General features: G+C 72.1%; 17 protein-coding genes. 16 read left to right on the forward strand and 1 reads right to left on the reverse strand.

Features of this window, described 5'->3' with window-relative positions; genetic code table 11:
* Positions 1-142 precede the first annotated feature (142 nt).
* Positions 143-2,350, reverse strand: a complete 2,208-nt coding sequence (locus tag ABD954_RS28325) for an elongation factor G-like protein EF-G2 (protein WP_345490212.1) — start codon at positions 2,348-2,350, stop codon at positions 143-145.
* A gap of 275 nt (positions 2,351-2,625) precedes the next feature.
* On the opposite strand from ABD954_RS28325, the gene pgsA reads away from it, so the two are divergent.
* The 16 genes from pgsA to ABD954_RS28405 all read left to right on the forward strand — a co-directional run bounded on the left by pgsA (position 2,626) and on the right by ABD954_RS28405 (position 18,627).
* Positions 2,626-3,285: a phosphatidylinositol phosphate synthase gene (pgsA, locus tag ABD954_RS28330; RefSeq protein ID WP_345490213.1), complete on the forward strand. Its 660-nt coding sequence runs from the start codon at positions 2,626-2,628 to the stop codon at positions 3,283-3,285.
* On the forward strand, positions 3,282-4,280 hold the full coding sequence (locus tag ABD954_RS28335; RefSeq protein WP_345490214.1) for a phosphatidylinositol mannoside acyltransferase: 999 nt from the start codon (positions 3,282-3,284) through the stop codon (positions 4,278-4,280). The genes pgsA and ABD954_RS28335 overlap by 4 nt, the downstream gene beginning before the upstream one ends.
* On the forward strand, positions 4,277-5,434 hold the full coding sequence (locus ABD954_RS28340) for a glycosyltransferase family 4 protein (RefSeq protein ID WP_345490215.1): 1,158 nt from the start codon (positions 4,277-4,279) through the stop codon (positions 5,432-5,434). Before ABD954_RS28335 ends, ABD954_RS28340 begins: the two co-directional genes overlap by 4 nt.
* A gap of 129 nt (positions 5,435-5,563) precedes the next feature.
* Positions 5,564-6,199 (forward strand): MBL fold metallo-hydrolase, encoded by a 636-nt coding sequence (locus ABD954_RS28345; RefSeq protein WP_345490217.1) that lies wholly within the window; start codon positions 5,564-5,566, stop codon positions 6,197-6,199.
* 11 nt (positions 6,200-6,210) lie between these two features.
* Entirely contained in the window at positions 6,211-6,753 is a 543-nt protein-coding gene (locus ABD954_RS28350) for a LemA family protein (RefSeq protein ID WP_345490218.1), read from the forward strand.
* A gap of 125 nt (positions 6,754-6,878) precedes the next feature.
* Positions 6,879-7,799, forward strand: coding sequence for a pyridoxal 5'-phosphate synthase lyase subunit PdxS (gene pdxS, locus ABD954_RS28355; protein ID WP_345490219.1), 921 nt, complete (start codon positions 6,879-6,881; stop codon positions 7,797-7,799).
* Between the two features lie 6 nt (positions 7,800-7,805).
* On the forward strand, positions 7,806-8,396 hold the full coding sequence (gene pdxT / locus ABD954_RS28360) for a pyridoxal 5'-phosphate synthase glutaminase subunit PdxT (RefSeq protein ID WP_345490220.1): 591 nt from the start codon (positions 7,806-7,808) through the stop codon (positions 8,394-8,396).
* 62 nt (positions 8,397-8,458) lie between these two features.
* The gene (locus ABD954_RS28365) at positions 8,459-9,211 is read left to right on the forward strand and encodes a YebC/PmpR family DNA-binding transcriptional regulator (protein WP_345490221.1); all 753 of its coding nucleotides are present in this window, start codon (positions 8,459-8,461) and stop codon (positions 9,209-9,211) included.
* Positions 9,212-9,344: 133 nt separating this feature from the next.
* Positions 9,345-9,902 (forward strand): crossover junction endodeoxyribonuclease RuvC, encoded by a 558-nt coding sequence (ruvC, locus tag ABD954_RS28370; RefSeq protein ID WP_345490222.1) that lies wholly within the window; start codon positions 9,345-9,347, stop codon positions 9,900-9,902.
* Entirely contained in the window at positions 9,899-10,528 is a 630-nt protein-coding gene (gene ruvA, locus ABD954_RS28375) for a Holliday junction branch migration protein RuvA (RefSeq protein ID WP_345490223.1), read from the forward strand. Before ruvC ends, ruvA begins: the two co-directional genes overlap by 4 nt.
* A gap of 130 nt (positions 10,529-10,658) precedes the next feature.
* Positions 10,659-11,738: a Holliday junction branch migration DNA helicase RuvB gene (gene ruvB, locus ABD954_RS28380; RefSeq protein ID WP_345490224.1), complete on the forward strand. Its 1,080-nt coding sequence runs from the start codon at positions 10,659-10,661 to the stop codon at positions 11,736-11,738.
* 180 nt (positions 11,739-11,918) lie between these two features.
* The gene (gene yajC, locus ABD954_RS28385) at positions 11,919-12,374 is read left to right on the forward strand and encodes a preprotein translocase subunit YajC (RefSeq protein ID WP_345492522.1); all 456 of its coding nucleotides are present in this window, start codon (positions 11,919-11,921) and stop codon (positions 12,372-12,374) included.
* 147 nt (positions 12,375-12,521) lie between these two features.
* A complete protein-coding gene (gene secD / locus ABD954_RS28390) occupies positions 12,522-14,306 on the forward strand; it encodes a protein translocase subunit SecD (RefSeq protein WP_345490225.1) in 1,785 nt (594 codons plus the stop codon).
* Position 14,307: 1 nt separating this feature from the next.
* Positions 14,308-15,381: a protein translocase subunit SecF gene (gene secF, locus ABD954_RS28395; protein ID WP_345490226.1), complete on the forward strand. Its 1,074-nt coding sequence runs from the start codon at positions 14,308-14,310 to the stop codon at positions 15,379-15,381.
* Entirely contained in the window at positions 15,378-15,929 is a 552-nt protein-coding gene (locus ABD954_RS28400; RefSeq protein WP_345490227.1) for an adenine phosphoribosyltransferase, read from the forward strand. Before secF ends, ABD954_RS28400 begins: the two co-directional genes overlap by 4 nt.
* 235 nt (positions 15,930-16,164) lie before the next feature.
* Complete coding sequence (locus ABD954_RS28405) at positions 16,165-18,627, forward strand: RelA/SpoT family protein (RefSeq protein ID WP_345490228.1); 2,463 nt, start codon at positions 16,165-16,167, stop codon at positions 18,625-18,627.
* Positions 18,628-18,669 lie beyond the last annotated feature (42 nt).

An 18,669-nucleotide genomic window follows, 5' to 3' on the forward strand; every position in this document is an offset into this window, starting at 1 on the left:
GGATGCGTCACCGGAGCACGGAAGCACGACCGGAAGCCGCCCGCCCCTCGGCAGCCGGCGGGCGGCCTCCCCCTGTCGTCCCGTCAGGACCACGCCGCCGACCGGCCCTTGCCGGTCCCCGGCCGGCCGGCGGCGGTCCGGCTCACGACCCCTTCCGCGCCTCCCCGCGGATCTTCTCCGCCAGGTGCGACGGCATCGCCTCGTGCCGCAGGTACGTGCGGTCGAAGCTGCCGGTGCCGTGGGCGACGGAGCGCAGGTCCACCGCGTAACGGCCGATCTCGATCTCCGGCACCTCGGCGCGCACCAGCGTGCGTCCCGGGCCCGCCTGCTCGGTCCCCACCACGCGGCCCCGCCGGCCCGACAGGTCGCTCATCACGGGCCCCACGTAGTCGTCCGGGACCACCACCTGCACCTCGGCCACCGGCTCCAGCAGGTGGACGGGGACCTCGGCGGCGGCCTCGCGCAGGGCGAGGGCGCCCGCCGTCTGGAACGCCGCGTCGGAGGAGTCCACCGAGTGGGCCTTGCCGTCGCGCAGGGTCACCCGGATGTCGACCAGCGGATGACCGGCCGCCACGCCCTTGGCGGCCTGGGCCCGGACGCCCTTCTCCACGGAGGGGACGAACTGGCGCGGGACGGCGCCGCCGACCACCTTGTCGACGAACTCGATGCCGCTTCCCGGCGGCAGCGGCTCCACGGCGATCTCGCAGATCGCGTACTGGCCGTGCCCGCCCGACTGCTTCACGTGCCGGCCGCGCCCGGACGAGGGAGCCCCGAAGGTCTCGCGCAGCGCCACCTTGTGCGGCACGGTGTCGACCTGGACGCCGTACCGCCCGCGCAGCCGCTCCAGGGCCACGTCGGCGTGCGCCTCGCCGAGGCACCACAGGACGATCTGGTGGGTGTCCTGGTTCTGTTCCAGGCGCATCGTCGGGTCCTCGGCGACCAGCCGGGCCAGGCCCTGCGAGAGCCGGTCCTCGTCGGCCTTGCTGTGCGCCTCGATGGCGAGCGGCAGCAGCGGCTCGGGCATCGACCACGGCTCCATCAGGAGCGGGTCGTCCTTCGCCGACAGCGTGTCGCCGGTCTCGGCCCGCGTCAGCTTGCCGACGCAGGCGAGGTCACCGGCCACGCAGTGCGCGAGGCCGCGCTGCTGTCGGCCGAACGGCGAGGTCAGCGCCCCGACCCGCTCGTCGACGTCGTGGTCCTCGTGTCCCCGGTCGGCGAGGCCGTGCCCCGACACGTGCACCGTCTCGTCGGGCCGCAGGGTGCCGGAGAACACCCGTACGAGAGAGATCCGGCCCACATAGGGGTCCGAGGAGGTCTTGACGACCTCGGCGACCAGCGGCCCGTCCGGATCGCAGGTCAGCGCCGGCCGCGGCCGGCCGTCCGGGGTGGTCACGGCCGGGGCCTCCCGCTCCAGCGGGGTGGGGAAGCCACGGGTGATCAGCTCCAGGAGCTCGACCGTGCCCAGTCCCTGCCTGCCGCCGTCGGCGGCGGGGGCGGCGGCGAGCACCGGGTGGAAGGTGCCGCGCGCGACGGCCTTCTCCAGGTCGTCGATCAGCGTCTTCAGGTCGACGTCCTCACCGCCGAGATAGCGGTCCATGAGGGTCTCGTCCTCGCTCTCGGCGATGATCCCCTCGATCAGCCGGGCGCGGGCCTCGGCGATCAGCGGCTTCTGCGCCTCGTCGGGCGGATCCTCCCGCCGCGCTCCCGTGGAGTAGTCGAAGATCCGCTCCGTGAGCAGGCCCACCAGGCCGGTGACGGGGGCGTGCCCGTCGGCGCCCTCGGTGCCGCGCACGGGCAGGTACAGGGGCAGGACGGCGTCGGGGTCGTCACCGCCGAAGAGCTCGCCGAGGACCTCGGTCAGGCGGGTGTAGTCGGTGCGGGCCGTGTCGAGGTGGGTGACGACGATCGCCCGCGGCATGCCGACGGCGGCGCACTCCTCCCACACCGCGCGCGTCGAGCCGACGACCGCGTCGGCCTCCTGCGCCGCCGAGACGACGAAGAGGGCCGCGTCCGCCGCGCGCAGACCGGCCCTCAGCTCCCCGACGAAGTCGGCGTACCCGGGGGTGTCCAGCAGATTGATCTTGCAGCCGTCCCACTCCACCGGGACGAGGGAGAGCTGTACGGAGCGCTGCTGGCGGTGCTCGATCTCGTCGTGGTCCGAGATCGTCCCGCCGTCCTCGACGCGCCCGGCGCGGTTCACCGCGCCCGCGGTCTGCGCCAGGGCCTCGACGAGGGTCGTCTTGCCCGATCCGCTGTGGCCGACCAGCACCACGTTCCGTATCGCCGAGGGCTGGTCGGCCGTTGGAGCCCTGCCGGCGGCTCCGGAGTGGGTGTTCGCCTTGTCGCCCATGATGTTCCTCCCGACTGCTCGTACGGTGAGGGGGCGCGGGCGCGGGGGAGAGGCAGCACCTGGCGGCGCACGGCCGCTGTCGCGTGCGGCTCCGGCGACGTCCGCGGTTGTCCTTCGAGCTTTGCACCGACCTCACGGTGCGTCCATCCGTCGTACGCGCGCGCGTGGGCCGCCGCCTCCCGCGGGTGCCGCCGCTCCGGCGGGGGCCCGCGTGGCTACGATGGGTGAGCCGGTGGTCGTAGGGGCCGCGCGGCCCACCGAACCTCGGGAAGGCCATGCTGAACAAGTACGCGCGTGCGTTTTTCACGCGTGTCCTCACACCGTTCGCAGCGTTTCTGCTCCGCCGGGGCGTCAGCCCCGACGCGGTCACGCTCGTCGGCACCGCCGGCGTGGTCGCCGGCGCCCTGGTCTTCTTCCCCCGCGGGGAGTTCTTCTGGGGCACCATCGTCATCACGCTCTTCGTCTTCTCGGACCTCGTCGACGGCAACATGGCCCGGCAGGCGGGCATCTCCAGCCGCTGGGGCGCCTTCCTCGACTCGACCCTCGACCGGGTCGCCGACGGGGCGATCTTCGGCGGCTTCGCCCTCTGGTACGCGGGCAAGGGCGACGACAACGTGCTGTGCGCGGTCGCGATCTTCTGCCTGGCGAGCGGCCAGGTCGTCTCGTACACCAAGGCGCGCGGCGAGTCGATCGGCCTGCCGGTCGCCGTCAACGGTCTCGTCGAACGGGCCGAACGGCTGGTGATCTCGCTGGTCGCGGCGGGCCTCGCCGGACTGCACGGCTTCGGGGTGCCCGGCATCCAGGTGCTGCTGCCCGTCGCCCTGTGGATCGTGGCGGTCGGCTCGGCCGTGACCCTCGGGCAGCGCGTGGTGACCGTACGCAGGGAGTCGGCGGAGGCGGACGCCGCCGCCAGGGGGAGCGAGGCGACGTCATGAGCGGGCTCAAGGACAGGCTGAGCGACGGGCTGTACGGCCTCGGCTGGGCGACGGTCAAGAAGCTGCCCGAGCCGGTGGCCCGCGGCCTCGGCCGGCGGATCGCGGACACGGTGTGGAAGCGGCGCGGCACGAGCGTCCTGCGCCTGGAGTCCAACCTCGCGCGGGTCGTGCCCGACGCGTCCCCCGAGCGCCTCGCCGAGCTGTCGAAGGCCGGCATGCGCTCGTACATGCGCTACTGGATGGAGTCCTTCCGGCTCCCCACCTGGAGCGCGGAGCGGGCCGCCGGCAGCTTCGAGGCGAAGGACATCCACTACCTCAAGGACGGGCTGGCCTCCGGCCGCGGCGTCGTCCTCGCCCTGCCCCACATGGCCAACTGGGACCTCGCCGGCGTCTGGGTCACCCGCGCCCTCGGCGTGCCGTTCACCACGGTCGCCGAGCGGCTCAAGCCCGAGTCGCTGTACGACCGCTTCGTCGCCTACCGCGAGTCGCTGGGCATGGAGGTGCTGCCGCACACCGGCGGCGCCGCCTTCGGCACCCTCGCGCGGCGGCTGCGGGCCGGCGGCCTGGTGTGCCTGGTCGCCGACCGGGACCTGTCCGCCTCCGGCGTCGAGGTGTCCTTCTTCGGCGAGCCGGCGCGGATGCCCGCCGGTCCCGCGATGCTCGCCCAGCAGACCGGGGCGCTGCTGCTGCCCGTGACGCTCTGGTACGACGACACCGACGTCATGCGGGGCCAGGTCCACGCCCCCGTCGGCGTACCGAAGTCGGGTACCCGCGCCGAGAAGACGGCGTCGATGACACAGGCCCTCGCCGACGTCTTCGCCGGAGGCATCGCCGACCACCCGGAGGACTGGCACATGCTGCAACGGCTGTGGCTGGCGGACCTGGAGGACCGGGGCACCGGCGGGGCGCGCGGGACGACACGAGTCCAGGGGACGACGGAAGCCCGCGGGACGACGGAGGCGCGCGGGGCGCGCGAGGGGGAGCGGCGCTCTTGAGGATCGGCATCGTCTGCCCGTACTCCTGGGACGTTCCGGGCGGCGTCCAGTTCCACATCCGTGACCTCGCCGAGCACCTCATCCGGCTCGGCCACCACGTGTCCGTCCTCGCCCCCGCGGACGACGAGACCCCCCTGCCGCCGTACGTGGTCTCCGCCGGTCGCGCGGTGCCCGTGCCGTACAACGGCTCCGTCGCCCGGCTCAACTTCGGCTTCCTCTCGGCGGCGCGGGTCCGGCGCTGGCTGCACGACGGCACCTTCGACGTCGTCCACATCCACGAGCCGACCTCGCCGTCGCTCGGGCTGCTCACCTGCTGGGCGGCGACGGGACCGCTCGTCGCCACCTTCCACACCTCCAACCCGCGCTCGCGGGCGATGATCGCCGCGTACCCGATCCTCCAGCCCGCCCTGGAGAAGATCAGCGCGCGGATCGCGGTCAGCGAGTACGCCCGGCGCACGCTCGTCGAGCACCTCGGCGGCGACGCCGTCGTCATCCCGAACGGCGTCGACGTCGACTTCTTCGCCCGCGCCGAGCCGAAGAAGGAGTGGCAGGGAGGCACGCTCGGCTTCATCGGGCGCATCGACGAGCCCCGCAAGGGCCTGCCCGTCCTCATGAGGGCCCTGCCGAAGATCCTCGCCGAACGGCCCGACACCCGGCTCCTGGTCGCCGGGCGCGGCGACGAGGAGGAGGCCGTCGCCTGCCTGCCGCGCGAGATGCGGTCGAAGGTCGAGTTCCTCGGCATGGTCAGCGACGAGGACAAGGCGCGGCTGCTGCGCAGCGTCGACGTGTACGTCGCGCCCAACACCGGCGGCGAGAGCTTCGGCATCATCCTCGTCGAGGCCCTGTCCGCCGGCGCCCCCGTCCTCGCCGCCGACCTCGACGCCTTCGCCCAGGTCCTCGACCAGGGCGCCGCCGGCGAACTCTTCGCCAACGAGGACGCCGACGACCTCGCCGCCCGCGCGATCAGCCTGCTCGCCGACGAGCCCCGCCGCGAGGAACTCCGCGAGCGCGGCTCCGCCCACGTCCGCCGCTTCGACTGGTCCACGGTCGGCGCCGACGTCCTCGCCGTCTACGAGACGGTGACGGACGGGGCGGCGTCGGTGGCGACGGACGAACGGGCGACGGGCGGTCTGCGGGCGAGGCTGGGCCTGTAGCCGGGCGGCGGCACGAGGGGAACGGGACCGCGGGTGGGCCGCGCCCCCGCGCGCGGCACGGGCGGCCCGCCCCGTCCGCTCTCGGCTGAGCCGGTCGTGCCGGGCCGTTCCACCGGGCAGGGTGTCCCCATGACGGTGATCGAGACGCTCGACCTCGGCTACTTCACCCGCCCCGCCGAGGAGTGGGGCGGGCCCCACGACCGGCGGGAGCCGGCGCTCGGCTATCTCGTGCGGTACGAGGGCGGCGCGCTGGTGTTCGACACGGGCATGGGGGAGGGCTCGCCTGAGGCGGACGCGCACTACCGGCCCGTGCGCAGGCCCCTGACCGTCGGCCCGGACGACGTCGACCTGGTCGTGAACTGCCATCTGCACTTCGACCACATCGGCGGCAACCAGCGGTTCACCGGCATCCCCGTCCTCGTCCAGCGCACCGAGCTCGCCACCGCCCTCGCCGGTGACCACACCATCGACTCGCTGCTCCCGGGCGTCCACTACGAGGAGATCGACGGCGAGCACGAGATCGCGCCCGGCGTACGGATCGTCCCCACCCCCGGCCACACCGACGGGCACCAGTCGCTCGTGCTCGACCACGGCGACCGCGTCACCGTCCTCGCCGGGCAGGCGTACGACTTCGCGCACGAGTTCGGGACCCCGTACCGGCCCTGGCTCGGCCGGCTCGGGGAGCTCGCGGCGGGGCGCCCGGTGCGGGTGCTGTTCGCCCATGACCACGCGGTGTGGGAGGGGACGCTGCCGGCGCCCCGGTAGCCTGTGCGCCCGTGACCGAAACCCTGATCTGGACCGTCGTCGCGCTGATCCTCGTCGGCGTCTACCTCAGCTGGACCGCCGGCCGCCTGGACCGGCTGCACACGCGGATCGACGCCGCGCGGGCCGCGCTCGACGCACAGCTGCTGCGGCGGGCCTCGGTCGCACAGGAGCTGGCCACCTCGGGCGTCCTCGACCCGGCCGCGTCCATCGTCCTGTACGAGGCCGCGCACGCGGCCCGGCAGGCCGAGGAGGACCACCGGGAGGTCGCCGAGAGCGAGCTCAGCCAGGCGCTGCGGGCCGTGTTCGGGGAGCCCGAGCAGGTCGAGATCCTGCGGCAGGCGCCCGGGGGCGAGGAGGCCGCCGGGGAACTGGCCGCCGCGGTCCGACGGGTGCCGATGGCGCGCCGGTTCCACAACGACGCCGTACGGGCGGCCCGTGCCCTGCGCCGGCACCGCACGGTGCGCTGGTTCCGGCTCGCCGGCCACGCCCCGTTCCCGCTCGCCTTCGAAATGGACGACGAACCGCCCGTAGCCCTTGCGGATCGTCCGACCTGAGCGGCTGTGGCCTTCGTTACCTGCGAAAAGGATCCACCGGCTGCACATTGGCCCTTGATGTGGACCGCACGTGGCCTGTTTCCTCGCTCTAGTCGTCAACCCCGTTGTCACGAGTGAGGTACCCCGTGTCCACCACGCCTTCCACCACCCCCCAGTCCGAGACCTCGGCGATCGGCACGTCCCGCGTCAAGCGCGGCATGGCCGAGCAGCTCAAGGGCGGCGTGATCATGGACGTCGTCACCCCGGAGCAGGCGAAGATCGCCGAGGACGCGGGCGCGGTCGCCGTCATGGCCCTGGAGCGGGTCCCCGCCGACATCCGCAAGGACGGCGGCGTCGCCCGCATGTCCGACCCGGACATGATCGAGGGCATCATCAACGCCGTGTCCATCCCGGTGATGGCCAAGTCCCGCATCGGCCACTTCGTCGAGGCCCAGGTCCTGCAGTCCCTCGGCGTCGACTACATCGACGAGTCCGAGGTCCTCACCCCGGCCGACGAGGTCAACCACTCCGACAAGTGGGCCTTCACCACCCCCTTCGTCTGTGGCGCCACCAACCTGGGCGAGGCCCTGCGCCGCATCGCCGAGGGCGCGGCCATGATCCGCTCCAAGGGCGAGGCCGGCACGGGCAACGTCGTCGAGGCCGTCCGCCACCTGCGCCAGATCAAGAACGAGATCGCCAAGCTGCGCGGCTTCGACAACAACGAGCTGTACGCCGCCGCCAAGGAGCTGCGCGCCCCCTACGAGCTCGTCAAGGAGGTCGCCGAGCTCGGCAAGCTGCCGGTGGTGCTGTTCTCCGCCGGTGGCGTGGCCACCCCGGCCGACGCCGCGCTGATGCGCCAGCTCGGTGCCGAGGGCGTCTTCGTCGGCTCCGGCATCTTCAAGTCCGGCGACCCGGCCAAGCGCGCCGCCGCCATCGTGAAGGCCACCACCTTCTACGACGACCCGAAGATCATCGCGGACGCCTCCCGCAACCTGGGCGAGGCCATGGTCGGCATCAACTGCGACACCCTGCCCGAGTCCGAGCGCTACGCCAACCGGGGCTGGTAAACACCGATGAACAGCACTCCCGTGATCGGTGTCCTGGCGCTCCAGGGCGACGTACGGGAGCACCTGATCGCCCTGGCCGCGGCCGATGCCGTGGCCAGGCCGGTCCGGCGCCCCGAAGAGCTCGCCGAGGTCGACGGCCTCGTCGTCCCCGGTGGCGAGTCCACCACCATCTCCAAGCTGGCCGTCCTCTTCGGCCTGATGGAGCCCCTGCGCGAGCGGATCGCGGGCGGCATGCCCGTGTACGGCACCTGCGCCGGTCTGATCATGCTCGCCGACAAGATCCTCGACCCCCGCTCCGGCCAGGAGACCTTCGGCGGCATCGACATGATCGTCCGCCGCAACGCCTTCGGCCGGCAGAACGAGTCCTTCGAGGCCGGTGTCACCGTGACCGGCATCGACTCTCCCGTCGAGGGCGTCTTCATCCGCGCCCCGTGGGTCGAGTCGGTCGGCGCCGAGGTCGAGGTGCTCGCCGAGCACGACGGCCACATCGTCGCCGTTCGGCAGGGCAAGGCCCTCGCGACCTCGTTCCACCCCGAGCTCACCGGCGACCACCGCATCCACGAGTTGTTCGTGGACATGGTGCGCGCGGAGCGGTGAACGGATCCCGGTAGGATCTCTGGGGTTCGTAGGGAAATTGGTTACGCGAAGGAGACAGGCAGATGTCCGGCCACTCTAAATGGGCTACGACGAAGCACAAGAAGGCCGTGATCGACGCCAAGCGCGGCAAGCTCTTCGCGAAGCTGATCAAGAACATCGAGGTCGCCGCCCGCACCGGCGGTGCCGACCCGGACGGCAACCCGACCCTCTTCGACGCCATCCAGAAGGCCAAGAAGAGCTCCGTCCCGAACAAGAACATCGACTCCGCGGTCAAGCGCGGCGGCGGCCTGGAGGCCGGCGGCGTCGACTACGCGACGATCATGTACGAGGGCTACGGCCCCAACGGCGTCGCGGTGCTCATCGAGTGCCTCACCGACAACCGCAACCGCGCGGCCTCCGACGTGCGCGTCGCGATGACCCGCAACGGCGGCTCCATGGCCGACCCGGGCTCGGTCTCGTACCTGTTCAACCGCAAGGGCGTCGTCGTGCTGCCCAAGGGCGAGCTCACCGAGGACGACGTCCTCGAGGTCGTCCTGGAGGCCGGCGCCGAGGAGGTCAACGACCTCGGCGACAACTTCGAGATCATCAGCGAGGCCACCGACCTGGTCGCGGTCCGCACCGCGCTCCAGGAAGCCGGCATCGACTACGACTCGGCCGAGTCCAGCTTCGTCCCGACCATGCAGGTCGAGCTCGACGAAGAGGGCGCGCGCAAGATGTTCAAGCTGATCGACGCGCTCGAGGACAGCGACGACGTGCAGAACGTCTTCGCCAACTTCGACGTCAGCGACGAGGTCATGGCGAAGGTCGACGCCTGATCTCGGGCTACGAGACGGTCATCCGTGCCAGCGGGCCGACGGGACACACCCCGTCGGCCCGCTGCGTTGTCAGCGGCAGCCGATAGCCTGCACAAACAGACTTGCGATCGGTGCGGGATCAGGGAGGGGCGACGTGCGCGTACTCGGGGTGGACCCGGGGCTCACCCGGTGCGGCGTCGGCGTCGTCGAGGGCGTGGCCGGCCGGCCGCTGACGATGCTGGGCGTCGGCGTCGTGCGGACCCCCGCGGACGCGGACACCGGTCCGCGCCTGGTCGGCATCGAGCGCGGCATAGAGGAGTGGCTCGACCGCTACGAGCCCGAACTCGTCGCCGTGGAGCGGGTCTTCAGCCAGCACAACGTCCGGACGGTGATGGGCACCGCCCAGGCCAGCGCCGTCGCCATGCTCTGTGCCGCCCGCCGCGGACTGCCCGTCGCCCTGCACACCCCCAGCGAGGTCAAGGCCGCCGTCACCGGAAGCGGACGCGCCGACAAGGCACAGGTGGGCGCCATGGTCACCCGCCTCCTGCGGCTCTCCGCCCCGCCGAAGCCGGCCGACGCCGCCGACGCCCTCGCCCTCGCCATCTGCCACATCTGGCGCGCCCCCGCGCAGAACCGCCTCCAGCAGGCCGTCGCACAGAACCGCCTCCAGCAGGCCATCGCCCTGCACGCCTCGAAAGGCCGCCCGTCATGATCGCCTTCGTCAGCGGCCCGGTGGCCGCACTCGCCCCCACGACCGCCGTCGTCGAGGTCGGCGGCGTCGGCATGGCCGTCCAGTGCACCCCGGACACCATCGCCGGACTCCGCGTCGGCGAGCACGCCCGCCTGGCCACCTCCCTGGTCGTCCGCGAGGACTCGCTGACCCTGTACGGCTTCGCGGACGACGACGAACGGCAGGTCTTCGAACTGCTCCAGACCGCCAGCGGCGTCGGCCCCCGGCTCGCCCAGGCCATGCTCGGCGTGCACAGCCCCGACGCGCTGCGGCTCGCCGTCGCCACCGGCGACGAGAAGGCCCTCACCGCCGTGCCCGGCATCGGCAAGAAGGGCGCCCAGAAGCTCCTGCTCGAACTGAAGGACAAGCTGGGCCAGCCGCTCGGCAGCAGCGGCCTCGTCGGCCAGCAGCGCGGAGCCACCGGCCCCGCCCCCTGGACCGAGCAGCTCTCCGCCGCCCTCATCGGCCTCGGCTACGCGAGCCGGGAGGCGGAGGAGGCCGTCGCCGCCGTCACCCCGCAGGCCGAGGCCGCCCTCGCCGAGACCGGCACGGCGCCCGTCCCCCAGCTCCTGCGAGCGGCCCTGCAGACCCTGAACCGCGCCCGCTGACCCGACCGCCGCGCCCCGCCGCCCGGAGAACCGGCCCGTCCGGCGCCTGAGGACACGGCCGCAGACCACGGGACCCCGCCCGCGCATCACCACCCGCCCGCACCGCACCCACCAGAAGGCAGACTCCACCGTGAACTGGGACGACGACAGCACCGCCGAGCCGGACGCGCGGATCGTCGGCGCCGCCGCCGAGGGCGACGACCAGGCCGTCGAGGCCGCGCTGCGCCCCAAGGACCTCAGTGAGTTCGTCGGCCAGGAAAAGGTCCGCCAGCAGCTCGACCTGGTCCTCAAGGCCGCCCGCCAGCGCGGCGCCACCGCCGACCACGTGCTGCTCTCCGGTGCCCCCGGGCTCGGCAAGACCACCCTGTCGATGATCATCGCGGCGGAGATGAACGCCCCGATCAGGATCACCAGCGGCCCCGCCATCCAGCACGCGGGCGACCTCGCCGCCATCCTGTCCTCCCTCCAGGAGGGCGAGATCCTCTTCCTCGACGAGATCCACCGGATGTCCCGGCCCGCCGAGGAGATGCTCTACATGGCGATGGAGGACTTCCGCGTCGACGTGATCGTCGGCAAGGGCCCCGGCGCCACCGCCATCCCCCTGGAACTGCCGCCGTTCACCCTGGTCGGCGCCACCACGCGGGCCGGCCTGCTGCCGCCCCCGCTGCGCGACCGCTTCGGCTTCACCGCCCACATGGAGTTCTACGAGCCCCACGAGCTGGAGCGGGTCGTGCGCCGCTCCGCCGGACTCCTGGACGTCGAGATCGACACGGACGGCGCCGCCGAGATCGCCGGCCGCTCCCGGGGCACCCCGCGCATCGCCAACCGGCTGCTCCGCCGCGTCCGCGACTACGCCCAGGTGCGGGCCGACGGCGTGATCGACCGCGAGATCGCCGCCGCCGCCCTCGCCGTCTACGAGGTCGACAGCCGCGGCCTCGACCGCCTCGACCGGGCGGTCCTGGAGGCCCTGCTGAAGCTCTTCGGCGGCGGCCCCGTCGGCCTGTCCACCCTCGCGGTCGCGGTGGGGGAGGAGCGGGAGACCGTCGAGGAGGTCGCCGAGCCCTTCCTCGTACGGGAAGGACTGCTCGCCCGCACGCCCCGCGGCCGGGTCGCGACCCCGGCGGCCTGGACCCACCTCGGACTGGTTCCGCCGCAGGCAGCGGCGGGGAACGGCGCGGGAACCGGACAACAGGGGCTCTTCGGGGCGTGACGGCGCGGAGACTCGCCCGTTCGGGAACCGGGGTGCGATGCTGGGCGTTGTTCCAACGATGCGGACTCGCCTAGACTCCGCCGATGCCGCTCCTTGTGGTCGGCGCACCCACCCCCGAATCAGGCCGCGGAGTCTTCCCCGGCCTTGCGAAGGAAATTCCGTCCCGTGAATAACATCGGCATGCTCCTCCCGTTCATCGTGCTCATCGGGGCCATGTTCCTCATGACCCGCTCTGCCAAGAAGAAGCAGCAGCAGGCGGTGGAGATGCGCAACCAGATGCAGCCCGGCTCCGGCGTACGCACCATCGGGGGGATGTACGCCACCGTCAAGGAGGTCGGCGACGAGACCGTCCTCCTGGAGGTCGCGCCCGGCGTCCACGCGGTCTACGCGAAGAACGCCATCGGCGCCGTCCTCGAGGACGCCGAGTACAACCGCATCGTCCACGGCGACGACGACACCGTCGTCCCGGACGACGCCTCCTCGCTGACCGAGACCGCGGAGACCGCCGAGCAGGCCGACGAGGCCGGCGACGGTGTCGAGACCGCCACGGACGGCAAGGCCGATCTCACCAAGAAGACGGACGCGGGCGAGGGCGACAAGGGCGGCAAGGCCGAGGGCGAGACCGAAGCGAAGTAGTTCGCTGCCGGAGCCGCGCGTCACGCCCACCCGGCGGGCGCGCGGCTCCGGCGACGGTTTCGACCGCGGGGGCAGGTCCCCACACACACTTCGTGGCCGTCTCGCGCCCACCGGCGCCGAGACGGTTTGGACAGGGAGAAACGACAGGTGGCAGCACCGAAGAAGGGCCGAAGGCCGGCGGGGGGCCAGGGCCGGCCGGGCCGCGCCCTGGCACTCATTCTGATCGCCATGGTGGCGCTCACCGGCGGCATGTTCTGGTCGGGGCACACCACCCCGCGCCTGGGCATCGACCTCGCCGGCGGCACGTCGATCACGCTCAAGGCGAAGGCGGAGCCCGGACAGGAGTCCGCCGTCAACGAGACCAACATGAACACGGCGGTCGGCATCATCGAGCGCCGCGTCAACGGTCTGGGTGTCTCCGAGGCCGAGGTCCAGACGCAGGGCCGCGAGAACATCATCGTGAACATCCCCAAGGGGACGAACGAGAAGCAGGCCCGCGAGCAGGTCGGTACGACCGCCCAGCTGTACTTCCGGCCGGTGCTGGCCGTCGCCGCGGCCGAGCAGCCCGCGCCGAACCCCAGCTCCTCGCCGAGCGGCTCCGCCTCCGCCTCGCCGAAGCCCACCGCTTCCGGCGCCACCGTGGACAAGGGCAAGGGCAAGGGCGACACCACCGCCACCCCGTCGTCGAGCGCCTCCACCCAGGGCCGCGCCCTCACCGAGGCGCTGAAGGCCCCGAGCCCGACGCCGACCGCGAGCTCCTCCGCGTCGCCGAAGGCGTCCACGACGCCCAAGCCCACCGGGACCGGCGACGCCGCCACCAACGCCCTGCAGCAGAAGTTCACGGCGCTCAACTGCCTCGACCCCAAGCAGCGCTCCGCCGCCGGCCAGGGCGTCAAGCCGGCCGAGCCGACCGTCGCCTGCGGCAAGAACTCCATCGGCCAGTGGGAGAAGTACCTGCTCGGCCCGGCCGAGGTCGAGGGCAGGGACGTCGACGACGCCAAGGGCGTCTTCGACCAGCAGCGCGGCATGTGGATCGTCACCATGGACTTCACGGGCGAGGGCTCGAAGAAGTTCCAGAAGATCACCAGCAAGCTGTCGCAGCAGACCGAGCCGCAGAACCAGTTCGCGATCGTCCTGGACGGCGAGGTCGTCTCGGCCCCGTCCGTGCGCCAGACCCTGAGCGCCAGCGCCGAGATCTCCGGCAGCTTCAACCAGCAGTCGGCCCAGGACCTCGGCAACATCCTGTCCTACGGCGCGCTGCCGCTCTCCTTCGACACCCAGAGCGTCGACACCGTCACCGCCGCCCTCGGCGGCGAGCAGCTCGAAGCGGGCCTGATCGCCGGCGCCATCGGCCTCGCCCTGGTCGTCATCTACCTGGTGGTCTACTACCGCGGCCTGTCGCTGATCGCCATCCTCAGCCTCGGCGCCTCGGCCCTGCTCACCTACGTGATCATGGCCCTGCTCGGCCCGGCCATCGGCTTCGCGCTCAACCTGCCGGCCGTCTGCGGCGCCATCGTCGCCATCGGCATCACCGCGGACTCGTTCATCGTGTACTTCGAGCGCATCCGCGACGAGGTCCGCGAGGGCCGCACCCTGCGCCCGGCCGTCGAGCGCGCCTGGCCGCGGGCCCGACGCACCATCCTGGTCTCCGACTTCGTGTCGTTCCTCGCCGCCGCGGTGCTGTTCATCGTCACCGTCGGCAAGGTCCAGGGCTTCGCGTTCACCCTCGGTCTGACCACGCTGCTCGACATCGTCGTGGTGTTCCTCTTCACCAAGCCGGTGATGACGCTCCTGGCGCGCACCAAGTTCTTCGGCAACGGCCACAAGTGGTCCGGTCTGGACCCCAAGCGCCTCGGCGCCAAGCCCCCGCTGCGCCGCTCCCGCCGTACGTCCGCCCCGGCCGCCGGCCCCATCGACCCGAAGGAGGCGTGAGATGTCGAAGCTCGGCGATCTCGGCGCCCGACTCCACCGCGGTGAGGTCGGCTACGACTTCATCGGCAACCGCAAGATCTGGTACGGCATCTCGATCCTGATCACCATCACGGCGATCGTCGCCCTCGCGGTCCGCGGACTCAACATGGGCATCGAGTTCCAGGGCGGCGCCGTCTTCACCACCCCGAAGACGGACGTCACGGTCAGCCAGGCCACCGAGTACGCGGAAGAGGCCTCCGGCCACGACGCCATCGTCCAGCAGCTCGGCAACGGCACCCTGCGCATCCAGGTCGGCGGTCTCGACACCGAGAAGTCCGACCAGGTCCGCGCGGAGCTCGCCAAGGACCTCGACGTCCCCGAGACCAAGATCGCGGCCGAGCTCGTCGGCCCGAGCTGGGGCGAGCAGATCGCCACCAAGGCCTGGACGGGTCTGGGGGTCTTCATGATCCTCGTGGTGATCTATCTGGCGATCGCCTTCGAGTGGCGCATGGCGGTCGCGGCACTCATCGCGCTCATCCACGACCTCACCATCACCGTCGGCATCTACTCGCTGGTCGGCTTCGAGGTCACGGTCGGTACGGTGATCGGTCTGCTGACCATTCTCGGTTACTCGCTGTACGACACCGTCGTCGTCTTCGACTCCCTCAAGGAGCAGACGAAGGACATCCGCAAGCAGAACCGCTGGACCTACAGCGACATCGCCAACCGCTCGATCAACAGCACCCTGGTCCGTTCGATCAACACCACGGTCGTGGCCCTGCTGCCGGTCGCCGGCCTGCTCTTCATCGGCGGCGGCGTCCTCGGCGCCGGCATGCTGAACGACATCTCGCTGTCGCTGTTCGTGGGTCTCGCCGCCGGTGCGTACTCCTCGATCTTCATCGCCACCCCGCTCGTCGCCGACCTCAAGGAGCGCGAGCCGGCCATGAGGTCCCTGCGCAAGAAGGTCCTGGCCCGGCGGGCCGACGGGGCGGCCCGGGGCGAGTCCGACGGCGACTTCCAGGAGGACGCCCTCGCGGGCGAGGCCGCCGTCGTCGGCCAGGCCCGGCGCGGCCGCTCCTCGGAGCACCGCGGATGACGGCCGTCACGCAGAGCACCACCGAGCTGCTGCTGAGCCGCATCCGGGACGTCCCCGACTATCCGAAGCCGGGCGTGCTGTTCAAGGACATCACCCCGCTGCTCGCGGACCCGGAGGCGTTCACCGCGCTCACCGACGCCCTCGCGGCGCTCTGCCGCGAGCAGGGCGCCACGAAGATCGTCGGCCTGGAGGCCCGCGGCTTCATCCTGGCCGCGCCGGTCGCCGTCCGCGCCGGACTGGGCTTCATCCCGGTCCGCAAGGCCGGCAAGCTGCCCGGGGCCACCCTGCGGCAGGCCTACGAGCTGGAGTACGGCACCGCCGAGATCGAGGTGCACGCCGAGGACCTGGCCGCGGGCGACCGCGTCATGGTCATCGACGACGTCCTCGCCACCGGCGGCACCGCCGAGGCGTCCATCGAGCTCATCCGGCGCGCCGGTGCCGAGGTCGCCGGTGTCGCGGTGCTCATGGAGCTCGGCTTCCTGCCGGGCAGGGCCCGGCTCGAGCCCGCCCTCGGCGACGCTCCGCTCACCGCGCTCATCACCGTCTGACGCCGTCGGTCCCGTACGGGGGCGGCCCGGGAATCCCCGGGCCGCCCCCGTCGTTTTCCGGACAGGCCCCGCAACGGGCCCCGGGGGAAGCACCTCGGCCGCGCCGGGCACGTCTCAGCCTCCAGGCCGTTTGAGCACAGGCGCTTCCAGGTCGATACGATGGCCTTTCCGGGCCTGACCGGGGGACCCGGACCTCCCCCAGACCCCGTCCGGGGGGACCCCTCAAGGAGCGCTCTTGCCAGACGAGGCCCAGCCACTCTCCGCCGCGCAGCCCGACCCGAAGGCCGAGAAGGCCGCGCCGGGCCCCGCCGCGTCCCAGAACCAGCCTGCGGAGAGCAGGCCCGCGGCACCCGCGCCGGCCCCGTCCGCCCGGCCCGCGCCGGCCCCGCCCGCCCGCTCCGGAGGCTCCTCCAGCCGGGTCCGCGCCCGCCTCGCCCGCCTCGGCGTCCAGCGCTCCTCCCCGTACAACCCGGTCCTCGAACCGCTGCTGCGGATCGTCCGCTCCAACGACCCGAAGATCGAGACCGCGACGCTCCGCCAGATCGAGCGGGCCTACCAGGTCGCCGAGCGCTGGCACCGCGGCCAGAAGCGCAAGAGCGGCGACCCGTACATCACCCACCCGCTCGCGGTCACCACCATCCTCGCCGAGCTCGGCATGGACCCGGCGACCCTCATGGCCGGGCTGCTCCACGACACCGTCGAGGACACCGAGTACGGTCTGGAGGACCTGCGCCGCGACTTCGGCGACCAGGTCACGCTCCTCGTCGACGGCGTCACCAAGCTCGACAAGGTGAGATTCGGCGAGGCCGCGCAGGCCGAGACCGTCCGCAAGATGGTCGTCGCCATGGCCAAGGACCCCCGGGTCCTCGTCATCAAGCTCGCCGACCGCCTGCACAACATGCGCACGATGCGCTACCTCAAGCGGGAGAAGCAGGAGAAGAAGGCCCGCGAGACCCTGGAGATCTACGCCCCGCTGGCCCACCGGCTGGGCATGAACACCATCAAGTGGGAGCTGGAGGACCTCGCCTTCGCGATCCTCTACCCCAAGATGTACGACGAGATCGTCCGCCTCGTCGCCGAGCGCGCCCCCAAGCGCGACGAGTACCTCGCCATAGTGACCGACGAGGTCCAGGCCGACCTGCGGGCCGCCCGCATCAAGGCCACCGTCACCGGCCGCCCGAAGCACTACTACAGCGTCTACCAGAAGATGATCGTCCGCGGCCGTGACTTCGCGGAGATCTACGACCTGGTCGGCATCCGCGTCCTCGTGGACACCGTCCGCGACTGCTACGCGGCCCTCGGCACCGTCCACGCGCGATGGAACCCGGTCCCCGGCCGGTTCAAGGACTACATCGCGATGCCGAAGTTCAACATGTACCAGTCGCTGCACACGACGGTCATCGGACCCAACGGCAAGCCGGTCGAGCTCCAGATCCGCACCTTCGACATGCACCGGCGCGCCGAGTACGGCATCGCCGCGCACTGGAAGTACAAGCAGGAGGCCGTCGCCGGCGCCTCCAAGGTCCGCGCCGACGTGCCGAGGAAGGTCGGCGGCAAGGACGACCACCTCAACGACATGGCGTGGCTGCGCCAGCTGCTGGACTGGCAGAAGGAGACCGAGGACCCCTCGGAGTTCCTGGAGTCGCTGCGCTTCGACCTCTCCCGCAACGAGGTCTTCGTCTTCACCCCCAAGGGCGACGTCATAGCGTTGCCCGCCGGCGCCACCCCGGTGGACTTCGCCTACGCCGTCCACACCGAGGTCGGCCACCGCACCATAGGCGCCCGCGTCAACGGCCGGCTCGTCCCGCTGGAGTCCACCCTCGACAACGGCGACCTGGTCGAGGTCTTCACCTCCAAGGCCGCCGGCGCCGGACCCTCCCGCGACTGGCTGGGCTTCGTCAAGTCCCCGCGCGCCCGCAACAAGATCCGCGCCTGGTTCTCCAAGGAGCGCCGCGACGAGGCCATCGAGCAGGGCAAGGACGCCATCGCGCGGGCCATGCGCAAGCAGAACCTGCCGATCCAGCGGATCCTCACGGGCGACTCGCTGGTCACCCTCGCCCACGAGATGCGCTACAGCGACATCTCCTCGCTGTACGCGGCGATCGGCGAGGGCCACGTCACCGCCCAGTCCATCGTCCAGAAACTGGTGCAGGCCCTCGGCGGCGAGGAGGCCGCGAACGAGGACATCGCCGAGACCTCCCCGCCGTCCCGCGGCCGCTCCAAGCGCCGGTCCAGCGCCGACCCGGGCGTCGTCGTCAAGGGCGTCGAGGACGTCTGGGTGAAGCTGGCCCGCTGCTGCACCCCCGTGCCCGGCGACCCCATCATCGGCTTCGTCACCCGCGGCAGCGGCGTCTCGGTGCACCGCAGCGACTGCGTCAACGTCGAGTCGCTGTCCCGGGAGCCCGAGCGCATCCTCGACGTCGAATGGGCGCCCACCCAGTCCTCGGTGTTCCTCGTCGCCATCCAGGTCGAGGCGCTGGACCGCTCCCGGCTGCTCTCGGACGTCACCCGGGTGCTGTCGGACCAGCACGTCAACATCCTGTCGGCGGCCGTGCAGACCTCCCGCGACCGGGTGGCCACCTCCCGCTTCACCTTCGAGATGGGCGACCCCAAGCACCTCGGGCACGTCCTGAAGGCCGTGCGGGGCGTGGAGGGCGTCTACGACGTGTACCGCGTCACCAGCGCGCGGCGCCCGTAGCCGTACGCACGGGAAGGGCCCCCGGCGCACACGCGCCGGGGG

It is taken from the genome of Streptomyces roseoviridis, from assembly GCF_039535235.1.
Classification (GTDB): Bacteria; Actinomycetota; Actinomycetes; order Streptomycetales; family Streptomycetaceae; genus Streptomyces; species Streptomyces roseoviridis.

Coding starts and splice junctions, on each gene's coding strand:
- ABD954_RS28325 (WP_345490212.1), bottom strand. CDS start 2,350: ATGGGCGACAAGGCGAACACCCACTCCGGAGCCGCCGGCAGGGCTCCA.
- pgsA (WP_345490213.1), top strand. CDS start 2,626: ATGCTGAACAAGTACGCGCGTGCGTTTTTCACGCGTGTCCTCACACCG.
- ABD954_RS28335 (WP_345490214.1), top strand. CDS start 3,282: ATGAGCGGGCTCAAGGACAGGCTGAGCGACGGGCTGTACGGCCTCGGC.
- ABD954_RS28345 (WP_345490217.1), top strand. CDS start 5,564: ATGACGGTGATCGAGACGCTCGACCTCGGCTACTTCACCCGCCCCGCC.
- pdxT (WP_345490220.1), top strand. CDS start 7,806: ATGAACAGCACTCCCGTGATCGGTGTCCTGGCGCTCCAGGGCGACGTA.
- ABD954_RS28365 (WP_345490221.1), top strand. CDS start 8,459: ATGTCCGGCCACTCTAAATGGGCTACGACGAAGCACAAGAAGGCCGTG.
- ruvA (WP_345490223.1), top strand. CDS start 9,899: ATGATCGCCTTCGTCAGCGGCCCGGTGGCCGCACTCGCCCCCACGACC.
- yajC (WP_345492522.1), top strand. CDS start 11,919: ATGCTCCTCCCGTTCATCGTGCTCATCGGGGCCATGTTCCTCATGACC.
- secF (WP_345490226.1), top strand. CDS start 14,308: ATGTCGAAGCTCGGCGATCTCGGCGCCCGACTCCACCGCGGTGAGGTC.
- ABD954_RS28400 (WP_345490227.1), top strand. CDS start 15,378: ATGACGGCCGTCACGCAGAGCACCACCGAGCTGCTGCTGAGCCGCATC.